16 protein-coding genes and 1 pseudogene are annotated in these 25,721 nt (G+C 66.0%); 7 read left to right on the forward strand and 10 right to left on the reverse strand.

What is annotated here, in order from left to right:
- Window positions 1-43: 43 nt before the first annotated feature.
- Together ACFPCV_RS39000 and ACFPCV_RS25630 are read right to left on the reverse strand one after the other, a co-directional pair.
- On the reverse strand, window positions 44-358 hold the full coding sequence (locus tag ACFPCV_RS39000) for a transposase (protein ID WP_417281557.1): 315 nt from the start codon (window positions 356-358) through the stop codon (window positions 44-46).
- A gap of 51 nt (window positions 359-409) precedes the next feature.
- Window positions 410-994 (reverse strand): hypothetical protein, encoded by a 585-nt coding sequence (locus ACFPCV_RS25630; protein ID WP_378058889.1) that lies wholly within the window; start codon window positions 992-994, stop codon window positions 410-412.
- A gap of 189 nt (window positions 995-1,183) precedes the next feature.
- On the opposite strand from ACFPCV_RS25630, the gene ACFPCV_RS25635 reads away from it, so the two are divergent.
- Both ACFPCV_RS25635 and ACFPCV_RS25640 read left to right on the forward strand, forming a co-directional pair.
- On the forward strand, window positions 1,184-1,750 hold the full coding sequence (locus ACFPCV_RS25635; protein ID WP_378058890.1) for a hypothetical protein: 567 nt from the start codon (window positions 1,184-1,186) through the stop codon (window positions 1,748-1,750).
- 31 nt (window positions 1,751-1,781) lie between these two features.
- Window positions 1,782-2,627, forward strand: a complete 846-nt coding sequence (locus ACFPCV_RS25640; RefSeq protein WP_378058891.1) for a hypothetical protein — start codon at window positions 1,782-1,784, stop codon at window positions 2,625-2,627.
- Between the two features lie 47 nt (window positions 2,628-2,674).
- Here ACFPCV_RS25640 and ACFPCV_RS25645 read toward each other — a convergent pair whose 3' ends face one another.
- The 4 genes from ACFPCV_RS25645 to ACFPCV_RS25660 all read right to left on the reverse strand — a co-directional run bounded on the left by ACFPCV_RS25645 (window position 2,675) and on the right by ACFPCV_RS25660 (window position 5,448).
- A complete protein-coding gene (locus ACFPCV_RS25645; protein WP_378058892.1) occupies window positions 2,675-3,568 on the reverse strand; it encodes a C40 family peptidase in 894 nt (297 codons plus the stop codon).
- Complete coding sequence (locus ACFPCV_RS25650; protein WP_378058893.1) at window positions 3,541-3,885, reverse strand: hypothetical protein; 345 nt, start codon at window positions 3,883-3,885, stop codon at window positions 3,541-3,543. Before ACFPCV_RS25650 ends, ACFPCV_RS25645 begins: the two co-directional genes overlap by 28 nt.
- Window positions 3,882-4,436 carry a hypothetical protein gene (locus tag ACFPCV_RS25655; protein WP_378058894.1) on the reverse strand — a complete coding sequence of 185 codons (555 nt, stop codon included), beginning with the start codon at window positions 4,434-4,436 and terminating at the stop codon, window positions 3,882-3,884. The genes ACFPCV_RS25650 and ACFPCV_RS25655 overlap by 4 nt, the downstream gene beginning before the upstream one ends.
- Before the next feature lie 199 nt (window positions 4,437-4,635).
- Window positions 4,636-5,448, reverse strand: a complete 813-nt coding sequence (locus ACFPCV_RS25660) for a type VI immunity family protein (protein WP_378058895.1) — start codon at window positions 5,446-5,448, stop codon at window positions 4,636-4,638.
- Window positions 5,449-6,720: 1,272 nt separating this feature from the next.
- Between ACFPCV_RS25660 and ACFPCV_RS25665 the strand changes: the two are divergent.
- Together ACFPCV_RS25665 and ACFPCV_RS25670 are read left to right on the forward strand one after the other, a co-directional pair.
- Window positions 6,721-8,015: pseudogene (locus ACFPCV_RS25665) on the forward strand (IS256 family transposase).
- 651 nt (window positions 8,016-8,666) lie between these two features.
- Window positions 8,667-9,544 (forward strand): IS5 family transposase gene (locus ACFPCV_RS25670; RefSeq protein ID WP_378058896.1). Its coding sequence is split into 2 segments (ribosomal slippage): window positions 8,667-9,057 and window positions 9,057-9,544, totalling 879 coding nucleotides; the frame shifts between segments, so codons are not numbered across the junction.
- Window positions 9,545-9,559: 15 nt separating this feature from the next.
- On the opposite strand, the gene ACFPCV_RS25675 is transcribed toward ACFPCV_RS25670, so the two are convergent.
- Together ACFPCV_RS25675 and ACFPCV_RS25680 are read right to left on the reverse strand one after the other, a co-directional pair.
- Window positions 9,560-9,823 carry a hypothetical protein gene (locus tag ACFPCV_RS25675; RefSeq protein WP_378058897.1) on the reverse strand — a complete coding sequence of 88 codons (264 nt, stop codon included), beginning with the start codon at window positions 9,821-9,823 and terminating at the stop codon, window positions 9,560-9,562.
- Window positions 9,824-9,873: 50 nt separating this feature from the next.
- Window positions 9,874-13,737, reverse strand: a complete 3,864-nt coding sequence (locus ACFPCV_RS25680; RefSeq protein ID WP_378058898.1) for an RHS repeat-associated core domain-containing protein — start codon at window positions 13,735-13,737, stop codon at window positions 9,874-9,876.
- 137 nt (window positions 13,738-13,874) lie between these two features.
- On the opposite strand from ACFPCV_RS25680, the gene ACFPCV_RS25690 reads away from it, so the two are divergent.
- Window positions 13,875-14,825 (forward strand): DUF7669 domain-containing protein, encoded by a 951-nt coding sequence (locus tag ACFPCV_RS25690; RefSeq protein ID WP_378058899.1) that lies wholly within the window; start codon window positions 13,875-13,877, stop codon window positions 14,823-14,825.
- Window positions 14,826-15,196: 371 nt separating this feature from the next.
- Here the strand turns inward: ACFPCV_RS25690 and ACFPCV_RS25695 are convergent, their stop codons facing one another.
- Together ACFPCV_RS25695 and ACFPCV_RS25700 are read right to left on the reverse strand one after the other, a co-directional pair.
- Window positions 15,197-15,352 (reverse strand): hypothetical protein, encoded by a 156-nt coding sequence (locus ACFPCV_RS25695; protein ID WP_378058900.1) that lies wholly within the window; start codon window positions 15,350-15,352, stop codon window positions 15,197-15,199.
- A 172-nt stretch (window positions 15,353-15,524) separates the two neighbouring features.
- The gene (locus tag ACFPCV_RS25700) at window positions 15,525-16,004 is read right to left on the reverse strand and encodes a hypothetical protein (RefSeq protein ID WP_378058901.1); all 480 of its coding nucleotides are present in this window, start codon (window positions 16,002-16,004) and stop codon (window positions 15,525-15,527) included.
- Window positions 16,005-16,289: 285 nt separating this feature from the next.
- Between ACFPCV_RS25700 and ACFPCV_RS25705 the strand changes: the two genes are divergently transcribed.
- Together ACFPCV_RS25705 and ACFPCV_RS25710 are read left to right on the forward strand one after the other, a co-directional pair.
- Window positions 16,290-16,811: a hypothetical protein gene (locus ACFPCV_RS25705; RefSeq protein ID WP_378058902.1), complete on the forward strand. Its 522-nt coding sequence runs from the start codon at window positions 16,290-16,292 to the stop codon at window positions 16,809-16,811.
- 804 nt (window positions 16,812-17,615) lie between these two features.
- Complete coding sequence (locus ACFPCV_RS25710; RefSeq protein ID WP_378058903.1) at window positions 17,616-25,559, forward strand: DNRLRE domain-containing protein; 7,944 nt, start codon at window positions 17,616-17,618, stop codon at window positions 25,557-25,559.
- The last annotated feature ends 162 nt before the right edge of the window (window positions 25,560-25,721 follow it).

The following is a 25,721-nucleotide window of genomic DNA, read 5'->3' on the forward strand; positions in this document are numbered from 1 at the left end:
GGCGACCTGACCAGTCTGGCCGCCTGACCCCAGTAACGAGTCTCTACCGAACCCGGGGCGGTTCAATGTCCGTTTTGGGTGGATCGTGTCGCCAGGTTTGGGTGGATTCACCGGCCAGTTCTAGGCTCATTTTGTTAGCCATCGCCCAGTGGATCATCGTGCGGGAGCGCTGGGGCAGGGCTTCGTAGTCTCGGACGAGTCGGCGGTGTTGCATCAGCCACCCCAGCGTGCGCTCGACTATCCAACGGCGCGGTAGCACGTGGAACCCTTTGGTGGTGGGGCGTTGACGACCTCGACTCGGATGCCTTGGCGGGCTCCGTGACGGATGACGGTGTTGTTGTAGCCGCCATCCACCCACGCCGTGGACACGGTCGGCTGCACAGCGGCGAGGTGATCCAGAACTTGTCGGCTATCCACCCGACGGCGGATCGGCCAGGACCTCCGCGACGACGGCCGCCGTCAGCTGGGCGGGCACGTACGGCGCCAGGGCGGCGAGTGCCCGGGCCCGGACCGGTCCGGGTGCAATGCCGCGTGCCACCTCGAGCAGTGGCAGGCGGTGCTCCCCGGAGAGGTGGGGTGCCACCGCGCAGATCATGTCCGCCTGCCGCGCCGCGACCGGAACCCGCCGCACGGACTCCACCGCGTAGGACGAGACGACCCCGTACGCGACCGTTGTCGCCAGCAGGTCCGCCGGCAGTTCGCGAGCCATCCCGGTGACGGACGCGGCGATCAACGCGTAGTCCACGTGATCGCCCGCCGTGCCGCCGGCGTCGGCCAGCTGCCAGGCGGCTCCGACGTCACCGTGATAACCGTCGAGGTCGTCGACCGCCTGCTTCGCCTCGAACCAGGCGTTGCGACCGTCCTCGGTGTCGAGGTGGAGGAGCAGGCGCAGGTCCCGGCTGTTCCCGGAAGCCGCCAGATGCCGCCCGAGGTGGCGCAGTTCGTACTCGGACAGCGTGGACAGCCTGCCGGGCACCCGCCGCGTTCTCGCCACCCCCGCATCCTCCACCCGAGTGCGCCGTGTCCGCAGCAACGGCGAGCCATGCCCCATGGCGAATGCCCTTTCGGGTAGGTCGGTCGGGCCTGGGCGTCGCCCGAAGGAGAGGTTCCCCGGGTGGTCGTCCGGCGATAGTCCTGTCGTGGGGGCGGTGTGCCCGCGCTCGTAGACAGGGAAGGCGCCGACATGGCCGACATGCATGAGATCGACACCGCGCTGAGCACCGCGATGCCCGAGGTGTTCAGCGAGATCGACAGCGCGACGAAGGAGAACTTCGGGCGCCTCGTCGACTACTACGCCGGGTCCGGGTACAGCACCGGCGACGTGGTCACGGTCGTGGACCAGCAGCTCGGGTCGACCGACATCGGTGCGGCGAAGGCCGAGGAGCTCACGGCGGCGGTCGACAGCCTCTGCGAGACCCTGCCGGGCGACGAAACCGTCACCGAGGAGGACGTTCCCGTGCAGGCGCCCAGCACCGAGGAGATCTTCCAGGTGCTCGGCGACGCGGCGGGCGAGGACCTCGCCGAGGCGCTCACGACCGCGATGCCGGAGTTCGAGGCGAACCTGGTGCGCGCGGTGTGGGCCGAGGTCCGCCCGGCCATCCAGGCCGAGATCGACGCGTCACCCGAGACGTGGTCGGACCCCGAAGCCGTGCGGGAGGCCAGCTACCACGCGCTGCGGGACGCCATCGAGGGGTTCCTCGCCGAGGGGGACGCCGAGGGCTTCGAGATCGTCCTGACCACCGCCAGCTGACCAGCCGCGACCGTACCCCGAGGAGTTCCCCATGACGACGATGCGTGCCTACTTCCTGACCAACTACCGGTCGATCGGCGCCAACCTGTGGCATCGGCGCACCACGTTCTTCCGGACGTCGCCCCGCTGGTTCCGGTTCCAGCAGGCCATCATCAGCCACACCGACCGGCAGCTGCTGGACATCAGCTGGCGGACCGTGGAGAGCCCGTCCAACAGCCCGGAACTGCTCACGCACGTCCGCCGCCACCTGCCGGACTGGCCCGGCTTCCGCACCCGCGTCTACACCTACGTCGACATGGAGTGGAACCCGATCTTCGGTGAGCTGCGGCTGCCCGCCACCGGGCCCACCCTGCGCGAGGAGGTGGAGCCGGAGGGGCAGCGCGACATGCTCGCGCAGTTGTTCGCGGCGTGTCCCCCCGGCAGCTACGGCTACTACGCGCAGTGGGGCCTCGGCCCGTTCCACACCGTGGTGGGCAACACGGCCGCGGCCGGTATCCACATGTTCTTCGCCTCGCAGGTCCAGTTCCTCAAGCAGCCGATGGGCGACCTCGTCACCAAGATCATGTCGACGCTGGAGACCAAGTACTGGGACTCCCAGCAGGACGTCGTCGACCACCTCGCCGGCCTGTTCCTCAAGGAGCGCGGGCGCCAGCTGGGGGTGGCCGGCCCGTCGTGGCTCCGCACGGTCTGGGAAGGGCAGCGCACCCCGGACCTGCCGACGGTCGACCAGTTGAGCGAGGCGCAGCTGCGGGAGATCGCGGACACGATCAACGGCAACCTCGCCGACCTGGACGCCTCCACGGCGGCCAGGTTCGCCCAGGAGCTGTACGACCAGGCGGTGACGGACAACCTGGTGAAGTTCACCAGCGACAAGTAGGTGCTCGCTCTGACGGCGCGCCCCTCGCGCCGTCAGAGCCTCTCCCCCTACCTCGGGTGCACGCCGCCGTAGAACTCGCCGCCGGACAGGCTGTGGGTGACCCGCTGGACCCGGTCGCTCGAGTTGCCCTCGATCAGCGTGACCTGGTCGCCGTCGACCGACTCCACGACCCCGATGTGGGTACTGGTGTCCGTGGGCTCCGGGCCGGTGCCGAACAGCAGCACGTCCCCGGGGCGGGCCTGGCCGAGGTTGTTCGCGTCGTAGGCGAGGCCACGCTCCTGGCCCCAGGTGTAGACGTCGCCGGTGAACGGCAGGGACGGGATGTCCACACCGGACTCCCGCCACACCCACGTCGCGAACGACGAGCACCACGCCGCGGACGGGCCGTACTTGTTCGCGTCGCCGGGGCCTTCCTCGTAGCCGAGTTCGCCCCGGGCGGCGTCGAGGATCCTGCCTTCTGTCTCGCCGTCCGGCGGCACCTCGCCCGGCGTCTCCCCAGGCGGGACCTCCGCACCCGGCGGGGTCTCCTCGCCGGGTGCTTCGCCACTCGGCGCGCCACCGCCCGGATTCTCGCCACCGGGAGCGCCACCCGGATCCGTACCACCCGGGGTCTCCCCACCCGGTGCCTCACCGCCCGGGGTCTCCCCGTCAGCGGGTCCTGGCTGTTCCGGCACGGCCGGGATCCACTCCAGCGGCTCACCGGCGGGCGGCACGAACGTGCCGGTGTCCGGTTCCGGCATCGTGGAGAACCTGGCGGTGATCCCGTCCAGGATCTCCGTCATCGCGGCGGCGGCATCGGTCAGCGCCGAGTTCGCGAGGTCGATCTGTTCGGTCACCTCGGGGCGGTAGCGTTCGACCGCCTCGTTGACCTGCCGCTCGTACTCGCCGTCCTCCGCCGGGCAGTCCATCGCGGTCACCTCGGTGACGAGGTTGCCGAACACCCCTTCCAGCCCTGCACCGTGCCGCCCGCGTTGTACAGGTCGGACGCCGCGTCGGTCAGCGCGTCCGCGACCGACATGCCCGCGGCGGTGAAGCCGTTCATGTAGTCGACGAAGGCGTCGGCCGACGCGCCGTCGACCTCGGCGACCACCACCCTGACCTTGTTCGTCGCCACCGCGGTCTTCCCACCCGCCTCGGAGAACCTGTTGCCGAGGTCGTCGAACACACCGGCGTCGACCGTGGCGTAGACCGGGTCGGCCAGAGCGGCGAGTTGCGGCGCGTTTCCGGGCAGCGTCCCGGCGGCGTCCTTGTTGGTCACGGGGTGCCTGCCGGGGTGAGGCACAGCGCGTTGTTCTGCTCAGTCTCGCGGACACTGTCGATGACCGCCTCGACCGCGACACCGATCTGGGCGAGCCGCTCGCTGGCCTTGTCGATCTCGACGCCGACAGCGTCGGAGAACGCGGTCACGGCGTCGGCGAGCTTGCCCGCCCCGTCGAGGTCGCCGAACGAGCCGGCACCGACCCCGGCGGGAAGGTTGTCCGCGGCGGCGGCCATCGGCCCGACCTGGCCGGACACCTCGGTACGGCACTGCTCCAGAGCTTCGAGGTTGACGGTGAATCCCTGCGTCATCGGGTGATCTCCGGGTAGGTTGGCGAAGCACGCGTTCCCGACGGCTTCGAACGTGCCACCGACAGTGGCACGCACCCCGCCAACCAGACCAGGACCAGGCACCGGCCATCTATGTCCGATGCTCTTGACGCAGCGGTCGGCGGTGGTGAACACGACACGCCCGGTCGCGGGCGCGGTCGGCAGGTCATCGCGCAGGCCGTACTCGACGCGGTCGAGGGTGCCGCCGCGGATGTAGGACACGCCGGTGTCGATAAGGTTCCGTAGGAACCTTCATGATCAACGGTCCCGCCGTGCCTGCTCCCAACCACCCGCCCTTCGGTGCGCCACCACACAAATCAGCAGGTCAAACCGCTGGGATCCGACTTTGCCTCAGCCCTGGTGATGATCCCCTGATCAACCGCCAGCAATGCTGGTGTTCATCCCGCTCCAGCCACTCCCGCTATCCGGTGGTGACGTCCTCGTATACGACACGGATATGTTCGTATCCGAACACAGGCTTCGGTTTGCCGGGCGGCAACACTGGCGCAAGTGTGCGGAATAGTCCTTTCATCGCCACATCGTCATACTCGGCTGGCGTGGACGCCGCCAATACCAGCGCTCCACCTGCAGTCAGTGGATAAACAGCCGCCAGCGGAGCTTCCTGTAGAGCGGCGATCCCACCCAGGCGAGCGACCAACTCCTTCGGAATCACGGTCAACCATGAGTATCCACGCAAGAACTCGCGACTCGCCGCAATCGAATCCCAGTCAATGCGACGCAGCGCGAGGTCTAATTCAGTTCCCGTGTAAGAGTTAAAATGTGTGGACGCGCAACCAAACGCTGGGTCTACCTCATCGAGAAATGAAACCAAGAAAGACACAAGCTCGGCCACGTCGTCGCGAACCGAATCAGGTACAATAGACAGATACCCGCTCATCCGTATGTGATGTCTCCTTGTCCATGACACTTGGGCGCTAATTCTAGCGTCATCCGTCGATCCTGAGTATCGTATCGACTCGACTGGGTCGGAAAGTTTTGAAACGAAATGCTCAAATCGCGTTCTATTAAAATCTTCACTTTCAATGGGACCCCCAGGATGCGGGACGATCACCATGCCCGCTTCTGCAATTGGATCACCAACACACATCCTCGTCCATAGCTCCGAGCTCATCTCCTGTGGAAACTCAAGGAGCCATCGCGAGCCAAGTTGCTGATATTCACCAAAATCGTCCCGATCAACACTGAGATTGATTGCCAGGGTCTCGCGATCCACGGATCCCCTCCATCTACTCCAAGCTCACTTCGCCGGTCATTCTACGCCGATCAGCTTAAGTCCACTCACCCGATCAAGCGATCCGGTACGGATCGCTTGCGGATCCGAACTCGACAACCTCTACCGTGATCCGCCGCGCAGTTACCGACGGCGCGACACACGGAGGCGCGGGTTGCAGACGTGCCCCCTCTTGATTCACAGCTCGTCACAACCGGCCTCGCCACCGAATACCACATGTTCGGTGCGAACCGCGTTGCGGTGGTTGCTCTGCTGTGGGCCGTAAGCAGGTGGCGAGGGTTGCAGAGCTTCCGGCACGAACAGGGTGGGATGACGCGAGACGGCTCTGATCTGGACGGATGCTGCGACTCCATCTTTTGCGAATGGCCGGTTGACCGGACTACGGCTGCTAGGTCGGACGCGCAGCTCTCCAGGAGCACTGGCGTGCCTGCACGCCCGAAGGGGCGGGAAGCGGGAGGCGGGAGGCGGGAGGCGGGAGGTCCGAACCGGCCAGCAAGCGGCAGGACAGAACCTACATGGCCGCGAAGCCTACTATGAGACGTCTCAACGTGTCAGCCACCGAAGATCAGGGAGCCCAATCCGCCTACGATGGCAGGTCCACCAATTGAACATCCTACTCCTGTCAGACAGGCCGCAGTGCCACCTAACACTGCTCCAATACCGACCGCCACGGGAGCCCAGTCAGGAACCGGGGCGGGCGATGGCGCAGGAATAGGCATACGCTGCTTTTCCTCGTCTTCCTTCTTTGGACTACGAGTTGGCACTCTTACTTTATCCTTATCTGAGTTCCCATAGAATATTACGCCGTCGTAGTCTGAGTTCGCTGGTTCAGACCAGGCCCGCGCCGACCCGCGACGTGTATATATTGGATCTTGGACGGGCAGCGAGAAGCCAGGCACAACACGCTGCGTCTTTCCTTCGGAAATCAATTTCTCTTGCAATTTTTCGATATATCGCGCCAGTTGGTCTGGCGCTTCGTTTCTCCCTGCCTTCGTGCCGGGCTTGACTTCCCATATATAGACGAAGTCCTCAGTCCAAAGGATGATATCAGCGACACCTTTACCGCCCCGCCCATCCTTGGCAGCCCCCGGAATGGTGTTGGCAGTCGTTCCACCGGAGCCGAGATCGGTTGTTACCGGCCCCTCGAGTCCGTTCGCCTGCGCTATGGCCGCGATGACTGGGGACTGTTCCAAGATCGGTGTTTCTGGCCCGACACGCCGGGCCGATGGTCTGGCGGGATGGGCACTGTGAGTGATGACATCGGACCTTGTGAGTCCACGCAAGAGTGATCGGAAGCCGGCGAGGGAGCTGTCGCCGGAGCAGGCCGCCGCGGCGGCGATGGTGGCCGAGGCCAAAGCTCGCGGGTTGGCGTTGACCGGCCCGGACGGCTTGCTGAAGCTGTTCACCAAGAACGTGCTGGAAACCGCGCTCAACGAAGAAACGACCGAGCACCTCGGCCACGAGAAGAACCGAGTCGAACCCGAGCGTGAGTCGACGAATGTGCGGAACGGTAGCCGGTCCAAGACTGTGCTCTCGGATGCCGCGGGCGAGGTCGAGATCAACGTGCCGCGGGACCGGGAGAGTACGTTCGAACCGCAGATCGTGAAGAAACGGCAGCGGCGGCTCACGGATGTGGACGAGATCGTGCTGTCGCTGTATGCGAAAGGGATGACCACTGGGGAGATATCCGCACATTTCGCCGAAATTTACGGAGCTTCGGTCAGCAAGGAGACGGTATCGCGGATCACCGACAAGGTCGTCGCCGAAATGAACGACTGGACTAACCGTCCGCTCGACGCCGTTTACGCGGCGGTGTTCATCGACGCGATCGTGGTGAAGGTCCGCGACGGCCAGGTCGCCAACCGGCCCGTCTACGCCGCCATCGGGGTCACCGTGGACGGTCGCAAGGACGTTCTGGGCCTGTGGATGGGTGTCGGCGGTGAGGGCGCGAAGTTCTGATGAGTGTGCTGATCGACCTGAAGAACCGCGGCGCTCGGGACGTGTTCTTCCTCGTCTGCGACGGCCTGAAAGGACTCCCCGAAGTCGCGGCGAACGTGTGGCCACAAACAATCGTGCAGACCTGCATTGTTCATTTGATCCGGAACACCTTCCGGCTGGTCGCTCGTCAGGATTGGGACGCGGTGAAACGGGACATCAAACCCATCTACACCGCACCGAACCCCGATGCGGCTGCGATTGCCCTCGACGAACTCGACGAGAAATGGAGGAAGAAGTACGGTGCGATGATCCGGCTATGGCGTAACACCTGGGAAGAGTTCCTACCATTCCTCGAATACGATATCGAGATCCGGCGCATGATCTGCTCCACTAACGCTATCGAATCTCTGAACGCCCGTTACCGGCGGGCAATCCGCGCACGCGGACATTTCCCGACTGAGCAGGCGGCGATGAAGTGCCTGTATCTTGTGACTCGCAGCCTGGACCCGACCGGGACCGGCCGCGCCCGGTGGACGATGCGTTGGAAACCCGTGATCAACGCGTTCGCCATCACCTTCGGTGACCGCTGGCCGGGAGCCGAGACCTACTGATCAACAACGCCGGAAACACCGATCATGGGATAGACCCCCGTTGAGCCCGGATGACGGAGGAGAGCGTGTAAGGCGACCCCACATGGCCGTTGGTCAAAGCCCAACCATGATCGTCTCCTTATTTTCTCCTTCTTGCCCTTGTCGATCTCCATTCAGACCTAAGTAGACAGTCGCGTAAGATCGACACCCGGACAGCAGAAAGGCCCGCTGACCTGGACCTTCATCCAGAACCAGCAGGCCCATCGCGGCCGTCGGGCTGACAGGGTTTGAACCTGCGACCCCTTGACCTTGCTCGGGTCCTCTGTGACCTGCAGCGATTCACCCCGCTCCCCCACTGACCTGCATGGACGTGCTCGTTGACTGTTGCTGGTTGCGGTGGTCTGCCGATCTCATTCTGGGAAAATCCTGGATCGGAACGTCCTAAGCGGACGGTCATTTTACCCAGTTCAGGCCCGTCCAGCCATCCATCAGCCGAGGAGCCGACCTACACACGGCCTGACACGGCAGTCGCCGCACAGTTACTCTTGTCGAATCAATGTCGCCTGCTCGATGATCGCTCACGGCGATGACGTCGCGTGTTCCTATATTGCCTGGACCGAGGCGCCTTAGGGCCTGTTTCAGAAGTTGATCTCGGTTTGAGATGATCTTCGTGTGGGTCGTGGTGATCTGACGAACGAGCAGTGGGAGAAGCTGGAACCGTTGCTGCCCAAGGGTAAGAAGTCCGGACGCCCGCCCATGCATCCGAAGCGGCAGTTGATCAACGGGATTCGGTTCCGGGTGCGGACTGGGGTGCAGTGGCGTGATCTTCCGGACCGGTATGGCCCGTGGCAGACGGTGTATGGGCTGTTCCGGCGTTGGCAGCGTGACGGGACCTGGAAACGGATCCTGACTCAGTTGCAAGCCCAGGCCGACGCCGAAGGGCTGATCACCTGGGATGTCAGTGTGGACTCCACTGTCGCTCGCGCGCACCAGCACGCCGCTGGCGCAAGCAAAAAGGGGCTGACCAGCGCGAACCGCCGGGTGGAGTCGACGTCGAGCCGGACGATCACGGGATCGGCCGGTCGCGGGGCGGGCTGACCACGAAGCTGCATCTGGCCACCGAGCAAGGTCAGAAGCTGTTGTCATTGGTGGTCACGGCGGGACAGCGGGGCGACTCGCCGCAGTTCCAGGCCGTGCTGGAGCGGATCAGCGTGCCCCGTATCGGTCGGGGGCGGCCACGGACTCGTCCAGACCGGGTTCTGGGCGACAAGGCCTATGGTTCCCGCGCCAACCGGGCCTACCTGCGCCGCCGTGGTATCCGATGCACCATCCCGGAGAAGACCGACCAGATCCGCAACCGCAAGAACCGGGGCCACCGCGGTGGACGACCACCGGCGTTCGACCAGGACATCTACAAGCAGCGCCACGCGGTGGAGTGCGGCATCAACCGCCTCAAACGCAACCGTGCCGTCGCCACCCGATACGACAAACTGGCCGTCCGCTACGAAGCCACAGTCCTCATCGCGGCGATCAACGAGTGGCTTCCATGACATCTGAAACAGGCCCTAGTCAGCAACGAGGTCAAGCGGTCCACCTGTCATTGCCCAACGGTACTGGTCATCCGGCTCGGGCCGGTGCTCAAGCACCCCTGCCCGCACCAGTGCGCGCAAGGTGTCGGTGAGCCCTTCTCCCAACTTGTTGCTGCCCCAGAAAACCCCCTTGACCGACATCCATTCTTCGCTACCGGTAAAGATGTTCAACTCACATCCGAGGATGTAGCTCGCACTGTCCCAGTCGGTCCAGTCAGACAGTTTTTCTCTCAATGACATACCTGGATCCTCCCCCTGCTTGCTGCGGAGATCGATTTCAACCTGTCACGTCAGGCCACCCCACCGCCGGGCGGTGGCGGTGTCCCGTACGAGGGTGGCACGACTTCCCACAGGTGTCGCGTGCTGCGGAGCAGGCGCTGGTACTCGCTGAGCGGCATCGAGCGTGCTGGCTCGATGAATCCGTGCTTCTTCGGGTTCGACGGGTCCGGCCGGTACTTCAGCCCGGGTGGGAGGTCGCAGCTGTTCATGCACCAACCGGTGTCGGGCGAGGTTCCGCCGTGGGTCTTCGGTCTTCTGTGGCTAGGCAGGTTCTGGAGGCTGTCCGGGGAAACCGACATGCCGCCGGTATTCGGGTGCACCATCCCGTTCTTGTCGACGTGGATGTCCGGATTGGGCTCGTCGATCTTCGCGCCCAGTCCTCGTTTACTGTCCTGCACCAGCGGTCTGCCGTCGGTCGGGTCGACCTTCATCCCGCGGTAGAGGTCCGTGCCTTCCTCGAGCATCCGCGCGGCCTTGGCGGCGTCCCCCGCGCCTGGGATGGCGAAGAGGAGGGAGTCGAAGAAACCTGACCAGTCCCCTTCACCCGCGTAGGTGATCGCGTCCGCGATGTCCCACAGTGCGCCCACTCCGGGCGCCATGCCGCCGAGTCCCATGGCGGTGTGCGGGTCTATCCCGGGTTCCTGTGTTCCCCATCCCGTTTTCGGGCAGTGGTACGAGTCACCCGACAGTGCCACGCATCCGTACGGCGTGTCTTGCCGGTAGTTGATGGGCCTGACCTCGGGCGGTGCCGCGAGCGTGTCCTTGACGGGGCCCAGGAGCGTCCGGTGGTCGGGCGTGACCGAGTTCTCCAGGTCCTGGTAGGACTCGTTGACGTCGTCGACGGGGTCTCGGTAGTCGTCTGCTTGGTTGGACGGGATGTCGGGGGCCGAGGAGACCGGTGGTGCGACGGAGTCGCTGTACAGCGGGGCCAGCATCGCGGGTGGGATGGGCATCGGGTTGTTCATGGCCGCGTCGCGGTTCGACTCGCGGGCTCGTTTCGACGGGTCGGGCGGGTTGACGCCGCTGCCGCCGGGTGCTCCCTTGGGTGGGCCGTTGGGCGACGGGCCCTCGAACGAGCTGCCGCCCGAACCCGTGATCACACCGTCGCCCACTCCAGGCGCTTGGCCGTTCCCGGTCTGGAGGCAGCTACCGGTCAGCACACGGACCTCCGGCGGCAGCGGGCACAGACCGGACCCGATACCGCCCCCCGGCTGGGTTCTGGCGTGACCGTCGGGGTCGACGTAGTTCAGCGGCGAGCCACCCGTGTAGCCGTACCGGTTCGTGACGGGTGACGGTGTGACCGGCAGCGCGGCGCTGTCGCGGCTGGAGAAGGATCCGGTGCCCGGGTCATACCAGCGGGCCGTCATGTTGACCTGGTCGGTGTCCGGGTCGGTGTAGTCGCCTTGGTAGCCGATCTTGCGTTCGGTGCCGTCGGTGACCTTGCCCCACGGGTCGTAGGCGGTGCTGTCGGAGACCGCGCTGCCTGTGGTCGGCAGGCTGGCCACGACGTCGCCGTGCTGGTCGGAGATCGCCAGGCCCTGGTCGGTGGACAGGAGTTCGCCCCACGGGCCTCGGCCGAACGTGGTCGTGCCGTCCGTGGCCAACTCGTTGGTCGCACCGCTGTAGGTGAACTGTGCGCCGTTGCGGGTGGCCACCCGGCCCAGCGCGTCGTACGTGTACGTCGCGGCGCCCTGTTGCTTCAGCCTGTCGAAGCCATCGAAGGTGACCGGGGAGCCCGACTTCGACGACAGGGTTCCGCGAGGCATGTAGGTGTAGCTGTCGGTGCCGTCGGACTGGAGGCGGTTGCGTTCGTCGTACGTGGCGGCCTTGGCACCCGCCGCCACCCGGTTGCTCGCCGCGTCCCAGCCGTACGTCGTGGTGGTCGGCGGGCCGCCGGCAGGTTGGTGGGTCCAGCTCGTCAGGCGATCGGCGCGGTCGTAGCCGTACGTGTTCAGGCCCTCGTCCGCAAGGCCTGTGGTCTCCTTCGTGGTCAGACGGTCGTTGAGGTCGTAGCCGTACTCGATCGTCGCGTCGGCGAAGGTGTCGCTGGTCGGGCGGGCCAGATCGTCGTAGGTGAACTCACGCAGGCGGCCGTTGCCGTAGTCCACCGTGGACACCAAGCCGGTGTCGTCGTAGTCCAGAACCTGAGTTACGCCGGTGACGCCGTCCTGCATCGTGGTCAGGCGGCCCGCGGTGTAGCCGAAGTTCGCGGTGCCGGACGCGTCGGTCCTGCTCACCACGTTGCCGTCGGCGTCGTAGGTGTAGTCGGTATCGCCGGACGGGCCGCCCGTCGACAACAGCGCGCCCCGGTCGTTGTACGCGAAGCGGTTCTCCCCCGATTCGGTGGAGGCGCTGATCGTGCGGCCCAGCGCGTCGTGGTCGAACGAATTCGCCGCGGTGTCGGTGGCTGTCGCACCTGTCAGGCGGTCGAGCAGGTCGTAGGTGTGGGTGCGTTCGACGTTGCCGGGGAGGTCCGTGCGGACCGGGTTCGCGGCGGCGTCGTAGGCGACTGTCCACGTGCGATCCGTCGCGTTCGGGTGGGCTGTCGTCGACGGTTCGATCACCGACTCCGGCAGGCCCCACTCGTTGACGGTGTACTCGGTGGTGTTGCCGCGGCCGTCGGTGTAGCGGGTGCGGTTGCCCGCGGCGTCGTAGCCGAACGTCGTCGTGATCGACTCCGTCGCCGAGACCGGTTCGACCTGCTCCTGCAGGCGGCCCAGAGCGTCGGAGGTGTACCGGCTGACGTGGCCCAGCGGGTTGGTGACCGACGCCAGGTTGCCCGCTCGGTCGTGGGCGAACTTCGACTTCCGCAGCGGCACACCCGCCGGGGACAGGTCCAGCACCTGGGTAGGGCGGCCTGCCAGGTCGTGGTGGGTGCGCTGCGTGCGGCCCGCCGCGTCGGCGGTCGTCGCCGGGCGGCCCGACCTGTCGTAGCCGAGGTTTGTCACGACGCCGGACGGGTCCGTCGCACGGATCAGCTGGTTCAGCTTGTCGTAGGCGTAGGTGGCGGTGGCGCCCGACGGGGCCTTGGTCGTGAGCAGGTTCGACGCGTCGTCGTAGGTGAACTCGCTCGTGTACGTGCCCGGCGTTGGATACCTCTCCATCTCACTGGTGGTCCGCAGGCGGCCGAGGTCGTCGTAGGTGTACTCGCTGCGGGCACCCATGGGATCGGTTGCCGAGAGCAGCTCACCGGTGCGCGTGTAGGTGTACTGCCACGCTCCCCCGGAGTCACCCGCCTGGTCGGCGTGTGGATCGGTCTCGGTGGTCATGCGGCCCAGTTGGTCGTACTCGTACCTGGTCACCGCACCGCGTGGGTTCGTCGACGACGCGACCCGGCCCATGGCGTCGTACGTCTGCGACGACGTCGCCGTGATCGGCTCGCCACCCGGCGGGGTGTACTCGGGTGACGTGGCGGAGACGAGCCTGCTCAGCTTGTCGTAGCCGTACCGCCACGTCTCGCCGTTCGCGTCCGTCACGTGGGTGGCGGCGCCGAACGTGTCGTAGCCGGTGGCCGTCGTCGGGCGGGTCAGGCCGCCGGGCTCGATCTCCACCTCGGGTGCGGTCGCCGCCACGAGACGACCCAGTGCGTCGTACCGGTAGTCGGTCGTCGCGCCCGCCGGGTCCGTCGTGGACGTGACGAGGCCGCGCTGGTCGTGGCCGTAGGTGGTGGTGAGGTCCTCGGTTCCGGTGTGGACGGTCTCGCTCGTCTGCCTGCCTGCCGTGTCGTAGCCGAAGTCCACGACCTCCGCGGTAGTGAGGTCGTCGAACTCGCCGGCGCCGGACTCGCGGCCGGTCATGCGGACCTGGGTGACGTTGCCGTTCAGGTCGTAGGCCCACCCCGTTCGGCGCGCGAGGCCGCCCGGATCGGCGGTCATGGCGCTGCGCCTGCCCACCGCGTCCGTCTCGTACGTGGTGACGCGGCCACCCGCAGTGGTCTGGCGGGTGAGGTTGCCCGCCGCGTCGTACGGCTATCGGGCGTCACGGTTGACGGGTCGTCGTCGATGTAGGTGTCATGACGCCCCGGCACGAGCACGCGGACGAGGACAGCACCGGTTCAGGTGCGCGGCCCTGGTTGTTGCAGGCGGTGTGGGCCGCGGTTGCCGCCGAGGTGCGGGGTCATCGGGAGCGCGGGTTCGGTTCGTTGCTGACTGAGGATGCGGTGCGGTTCTGTGTTGCGCGGGCGTTGGCTGCCGCGGGCGTGGATGCCTCGTGGTTGCGGGTAGAGGTCGCGCACCCGGTGCTGAAAGGTGCGAGGATCGATCTCGTGGTCGGAATCGATCAGCCGATCGCGTTGATGGAGTTGAAGTACCCGCGGGAGCCGAACCCGGCCAACGCGGCGTGGACGATGACCTTGGGTGAGGTACTCAAAGACCTCTACCGGCTGGCGGCCTACCCGGGCGCAGTGGACCGCGTGTTCGTCTATGTCGAGACCGCTCATCTGCGCAGGTACATGACCGGAGTCGTAGCCCGGTACGGGGTGAACCTGGACACGGACACCGTGATCCTGCGGCCCGCCGCGATCAACGCGTTACCGAGCACAGCCACCGCCATCATCGGCCCTCAGTTGGTCGTGCACCAGGTAACCGCGCAACGGCTCGCCCTACTCCCCATCGACGAGAGCCTCAGGCTGGCCGTGTATCAGGTCGACCCGCTCACGCCACCGCGCGACGACGATGCCCTCGAACTCCCCTCCAGCGCGGTGCCCACCAGCACGGCCCGGGCCGGTGTACGCCGGGAGATACTCGCCGCGGTCCACGCCGTCCTGACACGCTCTGGCAGTGACACATTCACCCCCGCCGAGATCGTCGCCGAGATGACCCGCCGGGGCACCGGCTACGCGGAGTCCACCATCCGCACAATGATCACTGCACACCTGTGCCGCAACGCCCCAGACAACGCCACCACCACCTACGACGACCTCGAACGAACCGACCGCGGCCGCTACCGGCTGGCAGCGAACTGACACCCACTGGGGCCGCTCTCGTCCGGCGCTCGCGCTGGCCGTGGGAGTGGCACCGGTCATGATCGTCCTGGCCCTGTTCGGGCGCGACGGACGCCACCGCCGTCGGCGACGCCACTGCCGTCGCCACGTCGGCATCACCACTCATCGAGCAGTCGCGGTCCGCCGCTCCCGAAACGGCACACGATGACTCCATGCTCACGCGACTTGTGCGAAGCGAGGACCAGCGGGCACGAATACCGCCCACCCGCCACCGAGGAATGGGACGAATTCGAAGGTCACTTCGACAAACGCAAAGTCGAACTCGGCTCCTGCGGACGCGCCTACGGCACTCCCTGCCAACACGAACACGCCTGCATTCGCCGCCCCGTGCTTCACGTCAACCCCACAATGCTCGCCCGGCTCAACGAACTCGGACCGATCTCCTCGCCCGCCGCGATCGCGCGGAAACCGAAGGCTGGAAAGGTGAGATCGAAGGCATCGACCTCACCCTCACCTTCCTCCGCGCCAAACGCGACGACACCCAACACCGCGCCAACCGGCCAGCCGTCGACCTCGGGATCCCGCTAATCCCACACCGCCCGAGGAGGCGAAATGACTCGTGGACATGTTCCTGTCCAACTGATCCACTCGCATCAACGTGCGTGTCAGGCCAGGGAAACGGTGGGACCGACTCAACTCTCGCCAGCTGAAGCGACCAGGTCAGCTACGCGGCGGCTTGTCCGGGCAGTCGGCCTCGGTCCAGGTGGCGATCAAGTCACGACTGACGACGGTGAGCGATCTGTCAAGGAAGCCAATCTCATGGCTGCATCCGTGCTTGTGAGGCAGGATCTCGTCCAGCGTGACCGCATGGAAGCTGGCCCAGTCGAGCTCGTTGATCGTGTCGAGGCTGAGACTGCTGATGCCGAGATAGCGAATGCTCAAGTCTTCCTCGTGCTTCCAGCAGTTGTGGCGGAAGCCAAGTTGCAGCCAATCTTCGCCAACGGTCTCTCCGCGCAGCAGCGTGTCGGGCTTGAGGTCCTTGACACACCGTCGGCTGAAGAAGTTGTAATGATCAGGATCGACAGAAAATGCTCGTGCCCCAGGCGGAAGAACGTTGACCAACGTGGGCAACAGACCAAGATATCTGTCAGGGTCAAGGAAATCGCCGGTCCCGGTGGCCTCCACCTTGACGTATTTCATCCGCTGTTCAATCTCTCCGCTGACGCCATCACAGTACACCGGGTCCGGTGGGGACTACTCGGGACGCGGACCGCGCGCCTCGCCTGCGGGCCTCCCGCCTACCGCCTCTTACTCCCACCGGTTCGGCTCAACGAGCCTCGGGCGTCCCGGGACGCCGGTTGTCGGGATAGCCAGATCATTGCACGCCGGCGAGTCGTGCAGCCACCAGGTTTCCGACAACCTCGGCGGTGCCCCAGAGGTCACGAAACCGCGCCCAAGTGGACGGGCCAGTCCCGACTCGACGCTGTGGTGCAGATAAGCACCAGCGAGTACAAGATCAATCCGCTGAAGAAGGCCGCGCGGGAGCTGCTGGGATATCCGCATCCGCGACGGGTGCCCCGCGGGGTGTACGCCGAGCAGGCCATCGGCATCAGCACCGACGAGTTCACCCGCGCTAAGGACTCCGGGCTGCGGTTCCTGCGCAACGTCTTCCCGCTGATCGATCTCGGCTTCGACCGGGCCCAGAGCAGGGAGTTCCTCGCCGAGCGGGATTTCGGGGAGACCGTGAAGTCAGCCTGTGTCGGGTGCCCGTTCCACGGCAACGCGGGCTGGCGCTGGGTGCGCGACCACGACCCGGACGGCTGGGCGGGAGCGGTCGAGTTCGACCGCGCCATCCGCCACGGCCACCCACACGCCACCAAGCAGGGCCAGGAGTTGCGTGGACAGTACTTCCTGCACCGCTCCTGCACACCCCTGGACCAGGTCGACCTCGACGCACCCCCGAAGAACAGACGGCCTGCGGCTGGTCACCGCTGCCGCGGCACGTGACGCCGTCCGCGACGACCGTGATGTCCGTGAGGACCGCGACGAGGACGGGGTCCCGGACGGCTGCTCGCCCTGGTCCTGTCGTTCCGGCGAACCGGGCGCCGAGTCGGGGGAGCGTGCGGCATGATTCCCGCGGCAGCCGCGGCTCCAAAGAAGGCAGTCCGGTCGTGTGGCTGGAAGACCGATGTGACGCTTGTGATGCTTTGGGCGCCATAGACGGTAAAGCTGCTCTGTATCCTTCGGGCGAGACGCCTTCCCGAACCTTGGTTAGCGTCGGCGATCGTTTCCACAGCGGTCCATTGGAGGCCAGGGTGAGGTGCGCGATGTCGCTCTCACTCGTTTGGTCGTAAGGGATTCGGGTGGGTGCCTTCTTCGGTGTGCGCCGGGTGGTCTGTGTGGGTGAGCTGGTCCGTTTGGTGGCGGTGAACCGACTTTCGGGTTGGGCTGTTTGGTGGGTTCGGTGGGGTAGGGGTGTGGGGTTTGCTCATTTTCGGAACTGCCTGCTTGTTGGTGGGTGGTTGACCTCGCCGTAGTACCCGGACCTGGGGGTCTCACATGTTGTCGTCGCGTTCACGCGGCGCGCTTTCGCGTGTCGTTTTGCTGATCGTGGTTGTCGCGTTCGTGTTTGTCGGTTCGCCGGTGGGGCAGCCGTTCTCGAGTGGACAGTGGCCGGGCGCGTCGTCGGTGTGGCAGTGGCTGGGTGGGTTGTTCTCGGGACCTGCGGCCGCGTCAGCGGAACCGGGCACCGGCTCGGCGGCAGCGGCAGTTCCGGTTCGGACGGGTGAGCCGAAGGAGCCGCCGCGTCGGGTGCGGGAGGTGCCGGAGCGGGCGTCGGCGTCGACGCGGGTGTTCGCGATGTCGGATGGGACGTTCGAGGCGGAGGTGTCGCCGGAGCCGGAGAGGTACCGGGACGCGTCGGGGGCGTGGCGGGACATCGACCTGTCGGTGCGGGAGTCGGCGCGGGACGGGTACCGGTTTGCCAGTGACCGCAACAACTCCGTGGTGCGGTTTGGTGATCGGACCGATCAGCTGGTGCGTTTCGAGCACGGCGGGCGGCAAGTCGCGCTGAGTGCCGTGGGCAAGGGCCGGCCGGTCGCGCCGAGGGTGGAGGGCGCGACGGTCACGTATCCGGGTGTGTTCGACGGCGCGGATGTCGAGTACGTGGTCACGCCGGAAGGTGTGAAGGAGAACATCGTTCTCGCCGGCCGGGTGGATGACCCGACGTTCAAGTTCACGGTGCGCACCGCCGGTGTGGTGGCGCGTGAGCAGGCGGACGGATCGATCGGGTTCTTCTCCACCGACACACCGGACGGGCCGCCGGTGTTCGTGTTCCCGCGGCCGTTCATGACCGACAGCGCTCCGGATGCGAAGTCGCCGACGGGCACTCGGTTCAGCGACAAGGTCACCCAGTCCGTGGAACAGCGGGGCGCGAACGTGACGGTGACGGTGCGTGCGGACAAGGCGTGGCTGGACGCGCCGGACCGTGAGTATCCGGTGCGGATCGACCCGACGATCCGGGTTGAGCCGACGCCGACGACGGGACAGGACGCGCAGATCTGGTCGGACACCCCGACCCGGGCGGACGGCGCGCTGTACTCGCTGTCGGTGGGCACCGACCCGTGGGGGCGTGCACGTTCCCTGCTGCGCTTCGACACCTCGACAGTGCCCGCGGGTACCGCGCTGACGGGCGCCAAGTTGCGGCTGTACTACGACAACGAGCTGCACACCGGCGCGAACAACGTGACGATCGAGGCCCGGCGGGTCACCCAGTCCTGGGCTGAGGACACGGTCACCTGGAACTCGATCAACACCGCGTTCGCCGAGGCTGGTCTGTCCACTGTGGTCAAGCAGGCGAACAAGGCGAACGTGTGGCACGAGCTGGACATCCGCAACATCGCCCAGTCGTGGGTGTCGACACCAACGGCGAACCACGGTGTGATGGTGAAGGCGACCGACGAGACGCTGGGTCGTGGCGGGGCGGTGTACCAGGCGGCGGAGTACGCCTACAACGGCGAGACGGTGAACCGGCCGAAACTGGTGCTCACCTACGGCCGCCCGAGTGTGGACCTGCAGCCACCCGCGACGGTGACCGCGACGGGCGCGAACCTGTCGTGGCCATCCTATGTGGACCCGACCCCGGGCGACCCGAACGATGACGTGGTCGAGTTGCAGGTGCACCGCACGGTGTTCCAGACGTTCACGCCTTCGCGGTCCACGCTGATCGCGCCGCTGCCCGGGTCCGCGACCTCGTTCAACGACACGACTGCGGCGCCGACCCCGGCTGATGACCCGGATCCGTTCGGCAACGCCTACTACTACATGGTCGCGGCCAAGACCCGGGACGGGCAGCTGATCCCGGGCCCGACGCAGCTCGTCCGGCTCCCCAAGGCGGGTCTGATCACGCACACGTTCACCGGTAGCGCGGCGGACACCACGATCGCCTCGGGCACGCCGACGACGAACCTGGAGGTGCTCACCGGGCAGCCGTGGCTGATGGTGGGCAACAACTCCACCACCTACGGCAACACCCGCGCGCTGGTGCGGTTCGACAACCTGAACGCGGCACTGCCTACGGGGGCGCGGATCGTGGACGCCGACATGACCGTGTGGGGGTTCTACTCCGAGGGCAGCGGCGCCACCTTCGACGCGCACGCGTTGTCGAAACCGTTCGTGGAGAACCAGGCCACCTGGGCCCGGGCTTCCACGGCGACGGCATGGACCACGCCCGGTGGCGATTTCGGTGCCCGTTTGGACCAGGTCGTGGGCATCCCGAATCAGCCGTTTATGCACATCTGGGAGAACGCCGCGGTGGTGCAGGGCTGGGTGGACAACCCCGCGTCGAACCACGGCTACCTGCTCAAGGTGCGGGACGAGGCCGGTGCGGCGAAGCAGCGGGTCTTGATGCTGTCCGGTGAGGCGCCCGAGGTGCGTTTGCGGCCCAGCCTGACGGTCACCTACACCGCCCCGACGGCGGAGCTGACCTATCACGCGCCGGACACGCCGACGGTGCGGATGGTGTCCGACGAGCAGCGCACCGTGCCGGTGACGGTCACGAACACCACGACGGCGACGTGGCGGGCCGCCGACTACGCGCTGTCGCAGCGGTGGGCGCTGCCGGACGGCACCGACATCACCGGCACCAACCGGATCGACACCGCACTGCCCGCCGACATCGCGCCCGGGCAGACGGTCACGGTGGCGGCGAGTGTGAAGACCACCCTGCAGGGTGTCGAGAACAACATGCGTGAGCAGCAGGTCCTCTCGTGGGACCTGCGGAACAAGACCACCGGCGCCTGGCTGTCCGCGACTGGCGGCCCACCCGCACTGCCGCAGAACGTGTCGGTCGAGGACCCGACCTCCGACCAGCTGGGGCTGGAGAAGTTCTACTCCTACTCCGGCACCGCGACGGGTGCGGGCAGCAACCTGCTGGTGAACCAGTACGCGGGCAACGTGGTGTTCTCCTACGACGCGTTCACCAACCCAGGCCGCGGCCTCAACACCTTCCTCCGCCTGACCTACAACAGCCTCGACACCGCCACCACCACCACCGGCTACGGCTGGTCCCTCGCCGCCTCCGGCCTCGTCCGGCTGGGCGCCTCGCTCGAGTTGCACCCGAAGGGCCAGGACTATCCGTCCCGGGTCACGCTGCCCGACGGCGACGGCACCACCCACGTGTTCCTGCTGGACAAACACGGCTCTGTCGACCCCGCGACGTGGACCTACGTCAGCCCGAAGGGCGTGCACCTGTACCTGCAGCGCAAAGCAGGCGAGGACACCTCCCGGCGGTGGGTGATGACCTCCCCGGACCGCACGGAGTTCTGGTTCGACACCGAAGGCTGGCTCACGGCGGTCCGGGACCGCAACGGCAACGAGCAGTCGTTCACCTACACCGAGCGGAAGTCAAACAACCAGCCACGCAAGTTCCTCGCCTACGTCACCGACCCAGCCGGGCGCCAGACGATGGTGCTCGACTACCACACCAAAACGGACACGCAGAATCCGCACATCATCGACCAGGTCAAGTCCATCCGCGACATCTCCGGCCGCACCCTCACCTTCGCCTACAGCGACAAAGGCCTCCTCACCGACGTGGTCGACGGCGCCGGTAGCGGCCAGCCGAAACCGTTCCACTTCGACTACGACGCCACCCAAGGCAACAAGAACGTCAAACTCGTGCGCGTCACCGACCCGCGCGGCAACCACACCGACCTGACCTACTACACCGCACCCGTGGACCCGCAAGACAAGTGGAAAGTCCACACGATCACCGATCGGCGGAACAACACCACCACGTTCACCTACTCCGATCCGGACGGGCCGCAGGGCGCGGAGATGGACGCCACCGTCACCGACGCCGAAAACCACACCACCCGCTACCACATGGACGGCTTCGGCCGCCCGGTCACCTCGGTCAACGCCAAGAACGAAACGACCACCCTGGAGTGGGACGGCGACCACAACGTCATATCGCTCAAGGAAGCCAACGAAGCCGTCTCGACGTGGCGGTACGACCCGAAAACCGGGTACCCGCTGGAAATACGGGACGCCGAGGCGGTCGCCAACAACACCCCGGCCACCGTCCTCACCTACCAGACCGGGCTGGGTGGCTACACGGCTGAACTGGCATCGAAGACCAGCCCCGAGGGCCGCAAATGGGTGTTCGCCTACGACGCCAAGGGCAACCTGACCCACGTCACGGACCCCAAGGGCGTCGCCACCCCCGAGGTGGGGGACTACCAAACCGTCCACACCTACGACCAGTACGGCCAGCTCCAGACAGTCACCGACGCCAACAACAACACCACCACGTACGGCGACTACCACCCGACGGGGTTCCCGCGCAGCACCACCGACCCGCTGACCCATATTTCGACGATGGTGCTCGACCCGCGCGGCAACCCCACCTCCTTGACCGACGCCCGGGGCAAGACCTCCAGCGCCACCTATGACACGTTCGGCCGTCCACTCGAGACCCGCATGCCGAAGGATCAGGACGCGGCGGCCTACATCACCACTCTCGCGCCGGTCTACGACGCCAACGACAACATCGAGCAGGCGACCGCACCCAACGGCGCGGTGACTACCGCGACCTACGACCCCATGGACCGGCCGCTCACGGTCACCGCGCCGCGCGACACCCCGACCGGACCGGCGCGCGTCTCCGCGTTCACCTACGACAAGGTCGGCAACCTCCTCACCCAAACCGAGCCACTGGGCACCCTCACCCCGGCCGACCTGAACGACTACGTCACCCGCTACACCTACGACCCCATCTATCAGCTCACCGACACCGTCGACGCCGCGGGCAACAAGACCACCTGGCGCTACGACAACGTCGGCAACGTCACCACTCTCATTGATCCGCGCAAGAACGCGACCGCGGACACCGACGACTACGCCGCGAAGGTCATCTACGACCGCAACCACCGGCAGCGCACGACCACCGATCCGGATGGCAACGTCACCAAGGTTGATTACGACCTCGATAGCAACGTCGTCGCGCAGACCGACGCGGAGAACAACACCACCACGCTGGTCTACGACGAACGCGCCAGCCTGGTCGAGGCCCGCGTTCCGCACAGGACCGGCGTCACCCGGGTGACCCAGTTCGTCTACGACGAAGTCGGCAACCGCACCAAGACGATCACCCCTCGCGGTGTCGAGACCACTGACGACGCGGACGACTTCGTCGCCGAGACCATCTACGACAAGCTCAACCGTCCCAAAGAGCAGCTGACTCCGTTCGACCGGGACCACGCCGAGATCAAGACCCCGGACAAGACGATTTACACCTACGACCCGGTCGGCAACCTCGCCGAGGTCTCCATGCCGCCCTCGGCGGGGCAGACGGTCCGCAACGTCACGAAGTACTCCTACTTCGACAACGGCTGGCAGCGGACGTCAACGGATCCGTGGGGGATTGAGACCCGCTACGACTACAACGCACTCGGCCAGCAGACCCTGCGCACGCTGACCAGCGCGGGCGGTTCGAGCGACCGCACGATGATCTGGGACTACTACCCAGACGGGAAGCTGAAGTCCCGTAGCGACAGTGGCATCCCGGTCGGCAAGCAGGAAGTCGTGGTTGACAACTCCGACAGTCCGCGTGTCTCCTTCATCGGTCCGGGCGAGGACGTGACGGTGCGCGACACCTCCGGCACCGGCTACCACGGCTACGACTACGGCCGCGCCCCGGCAGGCACGTTCACCTGGAACCCGGTCGTCCCCGCTGACGGCACCTACGAGGTCTTCGTCCGCTACCCGGTCGCCGCCAACGGCGCGCAGTTCGGCACCTACACGGTCGACACCGGCAGCAGCCGGACATCCAAGAACGTCAACCAGACCCAGGGCGGCGGGACCTGGGTCAGCCTCGGCCGCCACCAACTCACCGCGGGCACAGCCGCCAAGGTCGAGCTTTCCGATGACGTCGCGCCCGGGGACCTGCTCGCGGATGCCGTGAAGCTGGTCCGCGACAACACGGGTGTCCCGGACAACGAGGCCAAGACGTTCTCCCACGCCTACGACGCCAACGCCAACCTCACCACCCTCACCGACGCCAGCCCCGGCACCCCCATCGACACCTACCAGATGGGCTACAACGGGCTCAACCAGCTCACCAAGGTCGAAGAGAAACTCGCCACCACCATCAAGAACACCACGTTGTTCACCTACAACGAGAACGGCGCCATCCACACCCGCGACCACGACCGCCAGGACGCGGTATTCGACTACAACACCCGCGACCTCCTGTCCAAGGTCACCAACACCGAAACCGGCGCCACCCCCAAAGCCACCACCTTCACCTACACCCCCCGCGGCCAGATCGACCTCGAAACCAAGGCCAACGGCAACACCGTCGACCACGGCTACCACCTCGACGGCGCCCTCGCCTCCCAGGTCGAGAAGAAGACCGACGGCACCCTGGTCGCCCAGCACCTCATCGAATACACCCCCAACGGCCACCGAGCCACCGACCACACCAAGATCCAGAACGCGGACAACCACGCCGCCTACCTCGACCACATCTACGCCTACACCTACGACCCGCGCGAACGACTCTCCCAGGTCGAGAAGAAGAACCCGATCAGCGGCGCGGTGGTCGAGGCCGAGACCTACCGGCACGATGCCAACAACAACGTCATCGACCAGACCGTCGACGGCACCCAAACCCAGTTCACCTACGACCGCAACCGCCTCGTCACTACCACGAGCGGCGGCAGCACCGCGGCCTACAACTACGACCCCTTCGGCCGCCTCGACACCGTCATCTCCACCGGCCAGACCATCGAGCAGTACGTCTACGACGGCTTCGACCGCACCACCACCCACCGCAAACGCGGCAGTGGCGGCGGGCTGACCTCGACGAACTACGTCTATGACCCGCTCGATCGCACCACGTCGAAGACCGACAAGGCGGGCACGTCGGAGGCGAAGACGACCGACTTCGCCTACCTCGGTCTCACCGACAAGGTCGTCGCCGAAGAGATCGCAGGGCAACTCGATCGCACTTACCAGTACGACGCCTATGGCCGCCGCCTCACCCAGTCCACCAAGGACACCGACGGCGCCGGCCCGAAAGTAGCCGAAGACTCCTACTACGGCTACAACCCGCACACCGACGTCGAAACCCTCACCACGCAGGCGGGGAACACCAAAGCCACCTACGGCTACACCGCCTACGGCAACAACGACACAGAGTCGTTCACCGGCATCGACAAGCCGGACACCCAGAACCCGGGCAAGGAGCCCTTCAACTTCTACCGCTACACCGGCAAACGGTTCGACCCGGCGTCCGGCGGCTATGACATGGGCTTTCGCGACTACCAGCCCGGCATCAACCGCTTCACCGTCCGCGACACCTACAACGGCGCCCTCGCAGACCTCAACCTCGGTACCAACACCTGGACCGGCAACCGCTACACCATGGCCGGCGGCAACCCCATCACCGGCATCGAAATCGACGGCCACTACTGCGACTCCTGCAACCTCTACGACCCGGACTCAGCAGCAGGCAACAGCGTCGGATGCAGCTACTCCACCAACGGCTACTGCGGCCCATCTGGCTCCGGCCACTCCGAAGAAGAGCAGAAACTGCTCTATCAATGGAAAACCGGCACCGGCGATGGCTCCAACCAGCCGATCATCCACGGGATGCGCCTCCCCACCGCCGAGGAAATGCAACACAGCATGTCCATTGGCATGCCAACCCCAATGGCACCAGGAGACACATACCAGCAGGCTGTAGCCAACTGGGCCACCTACCAATGCAACAGTGGCGGTGCCCGCGCCCACCCCGGCTTCTGCGAATGGTCCTACACCGTCGGCAACGAAAAAGCCAACGGATGGGATGCACTGTGGACGATCGCCGAAGCTGCACTCCTTGCTATCCCCATTGGCCGAGGAGCCAGCGCCGCTGGCGGAACGGCTGCAAAGGAGGTACCCGACCCCGCGCCGGTTCTGAAGCCCTCTGGGGTTCGTGATCGGACCAGTGCTGTCTACATCAGCGTCCGGAAGCCGGATGGGACGATCGTGACCGTCGGGTCGCGCCCTGGGCTTCACGCCGAGGACGTGGCTCAAGGACTCGCGCCCGGAGGTCCGATGAGCAGACCTTTTGGCTGGCGGAAAGACCCCACCTCTGGTGAGATCACGTGGCAGCCCATTAACGTCTGCGTTCAGTGTCAGCCAAAGTATCCGCCCTCGATCTTCCCGCGAGGTACCGGAGCAGATCCTGGAGGAGCGTGGGGACGGTGAGCCACACCCCAGTAACACTTGCACAGTTCCTTATCCGATCGGTGAACTGGGCCGAGTTCGAGCTGATGACCGGCCCTGCTCATGGGTTCGGTGAGCGCCTCGCCGCATTCGTATCGCCCAACGCGACCGCTGCGCGTGGCGAACTCTGGCAAGCCATGGAGA

This window comes from Actinophytocola glycyrrhizae (genome assembly GCF_042653545.1).
Classification (GTDB): Bacteria; Actinomycetota; Actinomycetes; order Mycobacteriales; family Pseudonocardiaceae; genus Actinophytocola; species Actinophytocola glycyrrhizae.

Coding starts and splice junctions, on each gene's coding strand:
- ACFPCV_RS25635 (WP_378058890.1), top strand. CDS start 1,184: ATGGCCGACATGCATGAGATCGACACCGCGCTGAGCACCGCGATGCCC.
- ACFPCV_RS25640 (WP_378058891.1), top strand. CDS start 1,782: ATGACGACGATGCGTGCCTACTTCCTGACCAACTACCGGTCGATCGGC.
- ACFPCV_RS25675 (WP_378058897.1), bottom strand. CDS start 9,823: ATGTCATTGAGAGAAAAACTGTCTGACTGGACCGACTGGGACAGTGCG.
- ACFPCV_RS25680 (WP_378058898.1), bottom strand. CDS start 13,737: ATGACCGCCGATCCGGGCGGCCTCGCGCGCCGAACGGGGTGGGCCTAC.
- ACFPCV_RS25690 (WP_378058899.1), top strand. CDS start 13,875: ATGACGCCCCGGCACGAGCACGCGGACGAGGACAGCACCGGTTCAGGT.
- ACFPCV_RS25700 (WP_378058901.1), bottom strand. CDS start 16,004: ATGAAATACGTCAAGGTGGAGGCCACCGGGACCGGCGATTTCCTTGAC.